We start from the raw sequence: 12,620 nt of genomic DNA, 5'->3' as shown, positions 1-12,620 counted from the left end.
AGGAGAGATAGCATGAGTATAATCAAAGAAAAGGAAATCGTATCATACATAAAAGATTTAGTATCCATACCTAGCCCCTCCGGCTATTCGGAGCAAGCCATTAAATATGCAGCCGAATTCTTGGAGAAAAGGCAAGTTGCATACAAGATTACGAATAAAGGCGCACTACTTGCCACATTAAAAGGCGAAGATGATAGCAGACATCGATTGCTGACTGCACATGTCGATACTCTAGGAGCGATGGTCAAGGAAATTAAGTCGAATGGCCGCCTGAAGTTGACCATGATCGGAGGTTTCCGCTGGAATTCTGTTGAAGGGGAGTATTGTAAAATCCATACGGCTGACGGGACAACTATCACCGGGACCATTTTAATCAATCAGACCTCTGTTCATGTATATAAAAATGCAGGAGATGCCAAGCGTGATGATGAGACAATTGAAGTCCGTATAGATGCTGTCGTGAAAACTAAAAAGGAAACGGAGGCCATTGGTATTTCTGTTGGCGATTTTGTCTCTTTTGAACCAAGAGTGGAGGAGTCGGATACAGGCTTTTTGAAATCAAGGCATTTGGATGATAAAGCAAGCGTTGGCATCCTCCTTCATATCATTGACCTTATTTCTGCAGGAAAGATAAAATTGGCATATACGACCCATTTCTTGATATCCAACAATGAAGAAATCGGTTATGGAGGAAATTCCAATATCCCAGAGAAAACAGTCGAATATCTGGCCGTCGACATGGGAGCGATCGGTGATGGACAATCAACGGATGAATTTAGCGTTTCAATTTGCGCAAAAGACTCCTCAGGTCCGTATCATTATAAATTACGTCAGCATCTTGTCGCACTTGCCCAAGCCAATGCTGTTGACTACCGCGTCGATATATATCCGTATTATGGATCGGACGCCTCTGCTGCGATCCGGGCAGGATACGATGTCGTACATGGTTTGATCGGACCGGGAATTGATGCTTCCCATGCCTTTGAGAGAACTCATATCTCTTCATTAAAGCATACAGCCAATCTGATTTTGCATTATATCCAATCGGAGTTGGTGTAATCGTGAAAAAACCCGCACTCATTTATGAGTGCGGGTTTTTAATTCGCTTTTTCATCAATATTTTTATTATAGTCGTGAGTTTTTAGCATAATACCAGTGAATTTCGGCGTTTTACTCGTAAGTTAAGGCGTTTTACTCGTGAATTTCGGTCATTTACTCGTAAGTTTTGCCTTATTACTCGTGAATACTAAATAATAGTAATTTATAATGATAATTCTTGTGGAGGTTCACCATTGTTGTTCATCAATCGGATGCTTTCAGGCTTAATCTGAAGAAGAATATAGTTTGGATCCTTCGGACCGTCAAACCAATTTTCAAATGACTCATTCCATAATTTATCCTTCAGTTCCTGTGAATCGTTAATTTTAGATGTCCCTGAGATTTCTAAGTAAGAATCGCCTAACCCTTCATTTTCGTAGCCAATCAGGATGTGAACATTAGGGTTCTTTTCAATTTCATCAATTTTTTCCGTTTTAGCACTCGTTGGTGTGTATAAAGTTAATTCGTCGTTAAAAAAAGTCATATAGCGTGAATGTGGTTTGTTATTTTCTACAGATGATAAAACTCCTATTTTATGATCACCGATGATGTTCAATGCTTTTTCTTTTAATTGGTTTTGGCTCATCTTTGCACACTCCTTATATTTTTTACTCTATTACTTTTCCTCTATTTTCATTAAGTTAAACAAATTTCTACAGTTTGCCAATTTTATGAATGAAGACTAAGACAAGATGCCATACTAGTCATTATGTGTTCTTTAAAGAGCCATTTAATGATCTTAATCCATATGTAAAGGTGAGTATGAGGAATGAATTGTGGTGAGTTACTTATCATTGGCGGGGCAGAGGATAAGTGCCTTGAGGGTGAAGTATTAAATAAATTTGTCGAGCTTTCAATCCGCTCAGATGGCGGAATAGGAATACTGCCGACAGCAAGTGAAATTCCTGAAGAAGTGAGTATGGAGTATATCAAGATTTTTAGAGAATTAGGCGTGGGAAGGGTGGAAGTAATCAAGTTGGATTCTAGGAAAGATGCGGATGATCCGGCACTTTGTGAACAGCTGATTTCTTATTCCGCCATCTTCATTACAGGAGGAAACCAAAGCCGGTTATCTGAATTGATCGGACAATCCAAATTCCACCATGCCCTTTCTAGAGCTTGGCATAATGGAATGGTGATAGCGGGAACTAGTGCGGGTGCTTCCATTTTAGGTAAAGATATGATTGTCGCCGCTGATACGATGCTGAATGATGATAAGTTAAAGGTTGAGCTTGGGCAAGGTTTCGGATTCCTGGATGGCCTGATCATTGATCAACATTTTTCACAGCGTGGACGCTTTGATCGTCTATTAAGCGCAATAGCGGCAAATAAAGAAATTATGGGTATTGGCATTGATGAAAATACAGCTATTTTAGTCAATGACGGCCATTTTGAAGTATTTGGACAACATCAAGTTTTAGTGCTTGATGGCAGCAAAAGCAATTATATCAATATCACATCTTCTGAAAATGGCAGTGAAGAGCTGACTCTCTCGGGATTTAACCTTCATGCACTTACCAGGGGCTATCGTTTTGACCTGCTTACCAGGAAATTGTTGATGAAAAAGGGGAGCCAACCATGATAATCAATCGAGTCCGTTATTTAAAAGGACCCAATTATTTTGCTTATACACCAACGATTTGCATTGAATTGGATATAGGGGAACTGGAAGAGAAACCATCTGATACCATTCCCGGGTTCAATGAAAAATTGTTAAAGATTCTCCCTAATATTGGAAGTCATACATGTTCAAAGGGGTATCGAGGAGGGTTCGCTGAAAGGCTCAGAAACGGTACATGGATGGCGCATATATTGGAGCATATGACAATTGAGCTTCAAAACTTGGCCGGAATCGATGCCATTCGAGGAAAAACGATAATGATGGGAAAGAAGGGTCATTATTATGTTACATATGACTATCAGGAGCAAGAATGCGGTCTACAAGCTTTTTTGGCAGCTAAAGAAATCGCGGAAGCCATCCTGAATGATGAAAACCATATAAATGTACAATTATATGTAAAACAAATTGAACAAATCTATTATCAAAATAAACTAGGGCCAAGTACGGAAGCCATTTTTAAGGCAGCACAAGCAAAAAATATTCCTGTCGAACGAATGGGTGATGATAGTTTACTGCGTTTAGGAACAGGTTCAAGGCAGAAGTATGTCCAGGCGACAATTTCAAGCCAGACTTCGAATATTGCCGTGGAGAACTCATGTGATAAATCATTGACCAAAGCGATCTTGAAAGGGTGTGGCCTTCCTGTACCTGAAGGGGAAATTGCCCATTCCATTGAGGATATCTTTGACTCAGCGGACAGGCTTGGTTTTCCATTGGTTATAAAGCCGTATAACGGTAGGCAGGGCCAAGGGGTCATCACCCATATCAAGAATAAGGATGAACTCTTCAATGTAATCAATTGTTTGGAATCGCATGTAGAGAAGTATATTGTCGAACGACATTTTGAAGGACATGACTACCGGTTATTGATTGTCAACGGAGAGCTTATAGCATCCAGTTTGAGGCTTCCTCCCTATGTTATTGGAAACGGTAAAGAAACGATACGGAGATTGATAGAAAAGGAAAATCGTAATACGTTGCGGGGAGAGGGCCATGAAAAGCCGATGTCAAAAATTCCGCTTACACACACCGTGACTTGTTATTTGGAAAAGTCGAACAGGACGCTTAATACTATTCCGAAGGAAGGAGAATTGGTACAAGTTGTCGGCAATGCAAACCTTTCAACAGGTGGGAAGGCAATCGATGTAACCGATCAGATCCATCCAACCATTAAGAACATGGCGGTTGCTGCCGCAAGAGCAATCGGGTTGGATATTGCCGGAATAGATTTTATCTGTGAGGATATATCCAAACCAATCGACCATTCTCGGACAGCGATCATTGAAGTGAACGCTGCGCCAGGAATTCGAATGCATCACTATCCGAGTGAAGGGGAAAAAAGGGATGTCGGCAAAGCCATAGTCGATTATTTATTCCCGACTAGGGAAGAGGGAGCTATACCAATCATCGCAGTGACAGGAACAAATGGTAAGACGACAACGACTCGATTGGTTCATTACTTTCTTTCAAATGAAAAAACAAAGGTCGGAATGACGAATTCAGATGGAGTATATATCGGTGATGAGGTATTGGACCAAGGTGACTGCAGTGGCCCGATAAGTGCAAGGATGGTATTGGCCCATCCTGAAGTCGATTTGGCTGTTTTGGAAACGGCACGGGGAGGAATTTTGCGTGAAGGTCTGGCTTTTCGTCAATGTGATGTGGGCATCATTACAAATGTGAGTGAGGATCATCTCGGAAATGATGGAATTGATACATTGGAGGATCTTGTAAAATTAAAGCGGCTGGTTGCCGAAATCGTTCTGAAAACGGGATACTGTATACTGAATGCGGATGATCCGAATGTAGCAGCCATGGAAGCTTATACAGATGGGCAAGTCATCTACACCTCTACGGATGCCACTCAGCCACTGGTGAAGGCCGCGATTAATGAAGGATGTAAGGTATGGTATGTCAATGAGCAAGGGATGATTCTTCATGCATCAGATGGTATCATCCATCAATTTATGGATTGCAATAAGATTCCAATAACGATCTCCGGCATGGCACGTCATAATATCGCCAATTTACTTCAGGCGTTAGCCGCAGCTCATACACAAGGCATTTCCATGGAAGAACTAAGAAAGAAGGCTGTCTCGTTTATGCCTGATACGAATTTATCCAAAGGACGTTTCAATTTAAAAAAGTTAAAAGAGCGAACCATCATCATTGACTATGCACATAATGAAGCAGGATTAAAAGCCATATTCGAAACGGTCAGTGCCTATAACAGAAATCGTCTTATCACTGTTTTGGCAGGGCCAGGGGACCGAATTGATGAAGAGCTTATCAGGCTCTCTAAAGTGGCGGCAATGCATTCTGATTTGTTCATCATTAAAGAAGACGATGATCTACGGGGAAGGGAACCCTTTGAGGTAGCAAAACTGCTTCAGGAAGCTGCGATAGAAGAAGGGCTACATAAAGATCGGACTTGTCTCGTGCTTAACGAATTGGATGCCTTCGTAAAAGCCTGGGAAACATCACAACCAGGTGACCTATTATTATTCTTTTACACGGATTTCGGATATGTTGAACGGTTTTTCGAAAAAGTTTCAAAAGATCCATTGCCGAAGAAATAAAAGACCGTGCATTTCGCCATGCGGAATGCACGATTTTATTTTATAATGTCCCCATAATGAAGCAGTCAAGTTGAACAACCAAATGGATTCTACGGTACATTAGTCTAAATTGATTTATCATTTGCATTACTTTTCCTTTGTATATGTTCCTGAATGAAAAAAAGCTAATCTATTTGGATTAGCTTCAGTTGGATTTGGATGATTTGTACTCACGATTGCCGTCTTTATTTGTTGTTGTGTACTTTATAACCTCGCCCGATGGGCATAGATAACAATCAAAATGTGCGTCGTCCACATAGTCAGGTTTGCGGAAGACTCCTTCTTTTGTTTGAGAACGTGTATAGGGTAAAGCTGGTGTGATTTGTTTGCGAAAAATGTAGTTAGTATTGACTAGTGTTTTTAAGCTGCATCTGTGGCAACAGCTTCTGGTTTTCCAACTTTTTCAATCACTTATTCAAGATGCTCAAAGATCCGACTAATATGCGTAATTCGAGCGCAGGGCGCTTCTCATCAAGCAGGTCTTACCACTCAGTTGATGATACAAAATCATTTTCTGTTAACTAACGCTTAACAGGTCCTGATACTAATTTAGAAACTACCACCTTGTCATTGCTTAATCGAATAAACTTATTAACATCAGAAAAATTTCAATGATTCTAGGTTGATATATTCCCATCTTATTAGAAATATCTATTATACTACTCTTTATTGACACCGATAGATAAGTAATTTGTTTCTGCAATAACGTCAATTTTGTGATTATCTTTTTCGTAAGTTGTCAAAGCGCCCTCCTGGAAGGTTTTTTTCCATCCACTCGCTTTGATATGCAAACGATATATTAATGGAAGTCCATCTTTCTTTGTTTCAGAAACGGCTAAGCCTGAATAAGATGAAAAACCTTTGCGGCTATTAATTACTTCAGCATTTTTAGGAATTGGGAAACCATTAAATTTTTCTGACTCTTCATAAGAAAACACAGTCCAAAGTGCAAATGTAAATACACATAAAGTTAGACCTGAAATTAACCAAATACTTTTTTTCTTATTAATAATAATAATTAGCCTCCTTTATTACATTTTCACAATGCGATATGATGAATACCCTGTTATAGCATTGAAACTCCTATTCCAATAATTACTAGTATGACCTGAAAGTAAAAGATTGGATGATTGTTTTTCATAAATCCACATTGCATGAGAGTAACGGTCTGCCCCAGATTTCTTAAATTGTATCACATCTCCAGATTTCGCATTCTTAATTATGGAAGATTTACTCGTACTACTATATCCAACTTGTGTTCTAACTAGGTGAGAATACAAATCAGTTACAACCGTCCAAGATGTACTTCTACTAAAAGTATTATCTGGACGTTTCATTATAAACCAAGACTTAGTATCTGAAACTAAAGTTGCAGTAGTGGTTCCTACCTTTTTTCTCCCGCCTGCAAATAAAATTTGAGAAACAAAGTTCGTACAATCATTACTGTATTTAGGATAACTAGTATTATAACTTGAATAATACTTTTTAGCGTATGATCTGGCATTGGTCAGATTGATTGTTCCTGTCGCCGTGGGTACAATGCTTATTATTTTTTCTAGTTCTTTAACTGCTTCTTCTTGTTGTATTTCGTCTTTCATTTCCCCTAACGTTGTATCCTTTACTTCATCACTTAATTCAAAAGTAGCTGTATCAATTGTGTTATCTAGACCTTGATCGTAATTTTGAGTTTCTTCTAGAGTCAACCTATGAAGGTATTCTGCAAAATAAGCACAAATTAACTGGTAATCTTCACGGTTGGCTAACTCTTTATCTGAATCATTGTTCATTTGTTCAACTACAAAGTTAATATACTCTTCAGTTCCAACTTCAAGGTTATACCCTTTTTCATTCAGATAATCCACTAAAATAGTTTCAACTTCTCCGAAAGTATAATCATTTCTTACTTTTTCAGTAGCTGAAGCTGAGTCCTGATAAAGGAAAAAACCAATAAATAATGTAAATGAAAACATGTAAAAAGCAATTTTTTTCAAAAAAGCATCTCCTCGCAAATGAATTTTTTTACAGTACATCATTATTAATAGTTTTTCAACGTACCTCCTTTACGGTGAGTAACTACATTTTTTTTGGTACTTTTAACCTTACTCTTCGTATATTATTCGATTTTTTTGTATAAAATCCTTCTTTATTCCTACGTTAAATCTGTTTATTTGTATGAATCCCTTCTTTTTACTCAAAGGTCTAATGTTTTTGTCTAAGACCTTTGGTTTATTAGGTGCTTTTATGAAATCGGTTAAATTGAAAAAAATTGATGAAGCAAAGAGGACTTACTTCAATAAGGACAAGAAATTAAATTGTAAAAAAATCAAAATTAGTAAATAATCATAAAAGTTAAAATAAACAAAGAGATTCAATAAAGATAAGGAGTTATTGAAAATATGATGTGGCGCTTACTTAGACAAGGAGTTGGGGGGATTTTCAAGTAAACTGAAGTTTTATTATCAACAAAAGCCACCAGACAACCGTTTTAATCATTTGATCAGAAAGCATTTATCAGTCATTATATTTACCTAATTTAGTAGACATCTACCGATTAAGAGAAATAGTACACTAATAACCATAATGAGAATAATATGAATGAAATATGCTCGTGTTTCTTTATAAACGATTTTCTTTTTTAAATTTCCGCTTATGCGCACTGGCGTTCACATGTGTGGAATCAAAAAATACATGCTCTGCACTTATCGGTTTTTTCGGGGAAAGAAGGCAAAAGGAGTTCTATCTAACTGTAAAAACAGAGTTGGTGGAACGGAAGGTACAAGACTCCAGCAGAAGGTGAGTGCCTGGTGTGGAAATTAACGGTCAAATTTTAAAACCCAAAAAAAACTGTAGACAAAACTCCATTATTATCGAGTTTGTCTACAGTCTAAAGCTGATCCAAAGATTAGCTTTTTTTCAAAACCGTTTCATTCCCAGCAGGGACATTGGCGTGGTCTTTTTTATATACTCGTTGCAGTACGATGGACTGAGCAATCATGAACAATCCTCCAATTGACCAATACAGTGGCAATGCAGCGGGAGCGGAGAAAGAAATGAATAAAATCATTGCTGGTGAGAGCAGGCTCATCAGCTTCATTTGTTTCTGCTGTTCTTCCGGCATTTGTCTCATGGAAATGACCGATTGGAAATAATAGATGATACCAGCAATAATCGCCATGGCGATATTCGGCTGGCCAAGGCTGAACCAAAGAAAACTATGTGTCGCAATTTCATGGGACCCTTGAATCGCATAATAAAAGCCCATTAAAATCGGCATTTGTATTAAAAGGGGCAGACAGCCCATATTTAGTGGGTTGACTCCATGTTTTTGGTAAAGCTGCATCATTTCCTGTTGTAGGGCCTTTTGTTTAGCTGGATCTTTCGTTTCTTTAATTTTTTGCTGGATTGCTGCCATTTCCGGTTTCAGCCCATTCATCTTCGTTTTCATGCTGAGCTGTGTTTTATATTGCTTTGCAGTCAGTGGAAGTAAGACAAGACGGATGAAAAAGGTCATCATAATGATGCTTAAACCATAGTTACCATTAAATAAATCTGCATTGAATTCGAGCAATTTTGTCATAGGGTTAACCAATGCAGTGTGAAATGGGCCGCTAGTAGCTGCGGAGCATCCTGTCAAAAGGGTTGTTGCTAGAAATAGTACGGTCATTAGAAACATGTTTTTCTTCTTCAAAATAATTCCTCCTCGAATTGTTAATGATTAAACAACTAGAAGGAGGCTTGGCTCATCAGGATCATCGGGTGCATCCTTTTTCCTAATAAATGTGAAAAAGCGCTGTGCACCGCGCCAGTCAAAAATGCTGCCTGCATGAACAGGGGATTTACTTTTATCTGAATGAACGGAAGCTTGATGTCTATCGTTCAAGAGTGATTGATTTTTATTTAAGAAGTATAACGCAGCCAGTGGAAAGACAAAGGTAAATAAATAACCTGCCAATACCGCATGGCGAACGGTTTGATAATCGAACTCTAATAATAATTCCCACATAGGAATCCCTCGTTTTTTCTAAGATTAGAAAATTTAGTTCGGTTGGCCTCTGAATAATAAAACAGTTAGGGCCTGGATAACTTTCGATCTTACTGAACTTAAATCATTAAGAACACTATATCAGATTCTAATGTAAGAAAGCTAAAAAATATAGGGATATTTTCAAAAAATACACAGGTAATATTTTCTGATAGAAGAATTTGATGCTAAAAGTGCATATAGAATCAAGCTTCAAGTACTACGAGCTAAAGTGCACACATGTAAAAAAAAGCATTGTTTTTGCTTCTAATTCAAGAGTTTCAATCCAAAAGATAATCAGGGTAATCAGAAACGATGCCATCTAACTTCATCTTCTTGAACTTGCGCATTTGTTTTTTATTGTTGACGGTCCATGTATATACTTTCATTCCGTGCTCTTGGATTCGCATTTGCAGCTTTGTTTTCAAAATCGTATGTTTAGGATTCAAAAATGAAGCAAACTCTGCTATTTCTTTTAATTTTTGGTCAGTAATACGCCGCTTTATCAAAACCCCTACTTGGATGTCAGGCATTAGTTGATGGAACCTTTTCATGGATTCCATATCGAACGAATGAACCATGATCCTATTATTATTTGATGGGTACTCGTGGAATTTTCTTAATTCTTCTGCAAGTTTCTTTTCAATGCCGGGATAAAAAGAAGGATGTTTTATTTCGATCAAGATTCCAACTTCTGACCGGAAATTTTCCAATACCTCACTTAGTAAAGGAATCCTTTCGTTTTTAAAACGAGTGTGATACCAACTTCCAGCATCCAATTCCTTTAATTCGGCCGCTGTGTAATCACGGAGGTTCCCTTTACTGTTTGTCGTCCGATCCAGCGTAGGATCATGATGGACTACAAGTACACCATCTTTACTAAGGTGTATATCCACTTCCAGGAAGTCTGCTCCCAATTCAACTGCTTTATTATAAGATGCCATTGTATTCTCTGGGCAATATCCGGATGCACCTCGATGTCCAATTTTGAGGGGGGGATGTTGCTTAATGATGAAGTCCTCAGGGGAATCACGCTTCGTTCTATTAATGTAAAGAATGAACAAGCCAAGGATGATTACCAAGATAATAAGAAAAAATGTGATCACCTTTTCACACTCCTTTTAGACACATGATTGGAAACTCTTCGATATCCTATACTCTAACTTAAACGAAATAAAAAAAGTTTGTACTTTAACATCCTCACTTCATAATTTTACATGTTAGGCTGGGAAAAATCATGTTTTGATTCCTGTTTCAAGGAAATGCGGTTATCCATTTTCAGACTTAAAAGGATTTATTGGAAAGGTATGGAATACTTATAAATTAAGTATCAATAAGGGGGGAAAGCAGATGGAATTGCAAGTGAAACCGAAGTCTAAAAAGTGGAAGGGGAATCTTGGATTATATTTTTCCCTGCCCATTCTTTCTTGGGCCTTTTACGATTTTGCCAACACGATTTTTTCTTCTAATATCAATACGATTTTCTTTCCGTTTTTCCTCCAGGAACAGATTGGGGAAAATGCTGTCCTTGATCAGATTGCGAGCACCTTCATTTCTTACGCGAATGCAATTGCCAGTTTGTTTCTAGTTTTGTTTTCCCCACTTTTTGGGGTGATGATCGATCGAACGGGAAAAATGAAAAAACACATCATGATTTTCACACTCATTTCCGTTGCATGCACATTTACAATGGGGATTTTTGGGGGATATTCCTTCGATGGGAAATTTCTTGGCATTCCCATTTCGTTAGCGGTCGTCATTCTTTTATTTGTGATTGCTAAGTTTTTCTATCATTCAAGTCTTGTTTTCTATGATGCGATGATGAGTGATCTGGGAACGAAACAGCAATTGCCGCTTATTTCTGGGTTTGGGGTGGCTGTCGGTTATCTAGGAACGTTAGTAGGGCTGTCCATCTATCCATTTATAAGTAAAGGGAGTTCACATGAAGCCTTTATGCCAACAGCCATTTTATTTCTGGTTTTTTCCCTTCCCTTATTCTTTTTTTTAAAAGAGACTCCAAAACAGCAAAAAGCAAAAGAACCTTTTATTTCAGGTTATAAGGAAATTATGACAACATTTAAAGAGATGCAATCCTATCGATTGGTATTTACATTCATGATTGCATATTTCTTTCTAAACGACGCAATTGCGACCACGATTGGCATGATGGCCGTTTATGCCAAGACTGTTGTTGGATTTTCTTCAAGCGGATTCATTTTGCTTTATTTGGTATCGACAGTATCAAGTATTGTCGGATCGTTTCTGTTTGGATACATCACTCAGTCAAAGGGACCGCGGCTCGCTGTGACTTATGTGGGCATTCTCCTCTTAGTCGCTTTATTTGTAGCGGTATTTGCACAAACTGCTCTTTGGTTCTGGGTTGCGGGTAGTATGTTCGGCATTTCGCTTGGTTCGATGTGGGTGACATCAAGGACCTATATCATTGAATTGACTCCAAAGGAGAAGAGGGGACAGTTTTTTGGGCTATTTGCATTCTCTGGCAAAGTTTCTTCAATAATCGGCCCTCTTTTGTATGGAACGATTACGCTGATTTTCCATGACCTGGGTACATTGGCGAGCAGGATGGCATTAGGGTCATTGATCATCCTGGCGGTAATAGGACTGGGCTTTCTTTTGAAATTGAAAAAGTTGGAAGAAGTGAAATGAAAAAAAGGGAATGGAGCAAAGCCTAATGCCGGGTCCATTCCCTTTCATTTTAATCCTTATACCAAATTTAAGGTGACGTCAATATTCCCACGAGTTGCTTTTGAATAGGGGCAGACCATGTGAGCCTTTTTGACAAAGTCTTCGGCTTCTTCCTTGCTTAGGTCAGGAATCGAAACATCCAATCTCACAGCCAGTTTAAAGCCGCCGTCTTCCTCATCTTTACCAATTGTGACATTTGCCGTCACGGATGTATCAACTTTTTTCTTTTCTTTTTGCAGAACAAGATTCAAGGCACTGTCAAAGCAGGCCGCATAACCGGCTGCAAATAACTGTTCAGGGTTTGTTGCACTCTCGCCGGAACCACCTAACTCCTTCGGTGACCTTACATCGAAATCCAGGATTCCGTCCTCTGACTTAACATGTCCTTCACGACCACCGTGTACGGTGACTGTAGCTGTATATAATGGTTTCAATGAAAACAACTCCTTTGTCTATTCTTATTATCATTAGTTCCCCACTGTAAGTCTGATTAAACAAAATGAAAGAGAGTTTATGGAGGTTTTGCTTAAAAGTATTGTTTGAAAATGGTTTTAAA

General features: G+C 38.4%; 11 protein-coding genes and 1 pseudogene. 4 read left to right on the top strand and 8 right to left on the bottom strand.

Annotation, left to right across the window (positions count from 1 at the left end; translation table 11 throughout):
* Positions 1 to 18 precede the first annotated feature (18 nt).
* Positions 19 to 1,059: a M42 family metallopeptidase gene (locus LQ203_RS10180; RefSeq protein ID WP_230157873.1), complete on the top strand. Its 1,041-nt coding sequence runs from the start codon at positions 19 to 21 to the stop codon at positions 1,057 to 1,059.
* Between the two features lie 202 nt (positions 1,060 to 1,261).
* Here LQ203_RS10180 and LQ203_RS10175 read toward each other — a convergent pair whose 3' ends face one another.
* Entirely contained in the window at positions 1,262 to 1,684 is a 423-nt protein-coding gene (locus tag LQ203_RS10175) for a pyridoxamine 5'-phosphate oxidase family protein (RefSeq protein ID WP_230157666.1), read from the bottom strand.
* 183 nt (positions 1,685 to 1,867) lie between these two features.
* On the opposite strand from LQ203_RS10175, the gene LQ203_RS10170 reads away from it, so the two are divergent.
* Both LQ203_RS10170 and cphA read left to right on the top strand, forming a co-directional pair.
* Entirely contained in the window at positions 1,868 to 2,680 is an 813-nt protein-coding gene (locus LQ203_RS10170) for a cyanophycinase (protein WP_230157664.1), read from the top strand.
* Positions 2,677 to 5,298, top strand: a complete 2,622-nt coding sequence (gene cphA, locus LQ203_RS10165; RefSeq protein ID WP_230157661.1) for a cyanophycin synthetase — start codon at positions 2,677 to 2,679, stop codon at positions 5,296 to 5,298. The genes LQ203_RS10170 and cphA overlap by 4 nt, the downstream gene beginning before the upstream one ends.
* A 199-nt stretch (positions 5,299 to 5,497) precedes the next feature.
* Here the strand turns inward: cphA and LQ203_RS10160 are convergent.
* The 6 genes and pseudogenes from LQ203_RS10160 to LQ203_RS10135 all read right to left on the bottom strand — a co-directional run.
* A pseudogene (locus LQ203_RS10160) lies at positions 5,498 to 5,644 on the bottom strand (IS5/IS1182 family transposase); the annotation flags it as partial.
* 352 nt (positions 5,645 to 5,996) lie between these two features.
* Positions 5,997 to 6,275 (bottom strand): hypothetical protein, encoded by a 279-nt coding sequence (locus LQ203_RS10155; protein ID WP_230157659.1) that lies wholly within the window; start codon positions 6,273 to 6,275, stop codon positions 5,997 to 5,999.
* A gap of 93 nt (positions 6,276 to 6,368) precedes the next feature.
* Positions 6,369 to 7,328 carry an amidase domain-containing protein gene (locus tag LQ203_RS10150; RefSeq protein ID WP_230157656.1) on the bottom strand — a complete coding sequence of 320 codons (960 nt, stop codon included), beginning with the start codon at positions 7,326 to 7,328 and terminating at the stop codon, positions 6,369 to 6,371.
* A 911-nt stretch (positions 7,329 to 8,239) separates the two neighbouring features.
* Positions 8,240 to 9,025, bottom strand: coding sequence for a membrane protein insertase YidC (gene yidC / locus LQ203_RS10145; protein WP_230157653.1), 786 nt, complete (start codon positions 9,023 to 9,025; stop codon positions 8,240 to 8,242).
* Between the two features lie 27 nt (positions 9,026 to 9,052).
* Entirely contained in the window at positions 9,053 to 9,340 is a 288-nt protein-coding gene (locus tag LQ203_RS10140; RefSeq protein WP_230157652.1) for a hypothetical protein, read from the bottom strand.
* Between the two features lie 299 nt (positions 9,341 to 9,639).
* A complete protein-coding gene (locus tag LQ203_RS10135; protein WP_230157650.1) occupies positions 9,640 to 10,464 on the bottom strand; it encodes a glycerophosphodiester phosphodiesterase family protein in 825 nt (274 codons plus the stop codon).
* Between the two features lie 244 nt (positions 10,465 to 10,708).
* Between LQ203_RS10135 and LQ203_RS10130 the strand changes: the two genes are divergently transcribed.
* On the top strand, positions 10,709 to 12,025 hold the full coding sequence (locus LQ203_RS10130; RefSeq protein ID WP_230157649.1) for an MFS transporter: 1,317 nt from the start codon (positions 10,709 to 10,711) through the stop codon (positions 12,023 to 12,025).
* Between the two features lie 56 nt (positions 12,026 to 12,081).
* On the opposite strand, the gene LQ203_RS10125 is transcribed toward LQ203_RS10130, so the two are convergent.
* On the bottom strand, positions 12,082 to 12,498 hold the full coding sequence (locus LQ203_RS10125; RefSeq protein ID WP_290370563.1) for an organic hydroperoxide resistance protein: 417 nt from the start codon (positions 12,496 to 12,498) through the stop codon (positions 12,082 to 12,084).
* Between the last annotated feature and the right edge of the window lie 122 nt (positions 12,499 to 12,620).

This window comes from Peribacillus sp. Bi96, assembly GCF_918698115.1.
In the GTDB taxonomy this organism is placed as follows: domain Bacteria; phylum Bacillota; class Bacilli; order Bacillales; family DSM-1321; genus Peribacillus.
Note: the sequence above shows the minus strand (reverse complement) of the source record. Positions and strands in the feature narration are given on the sequence as shown.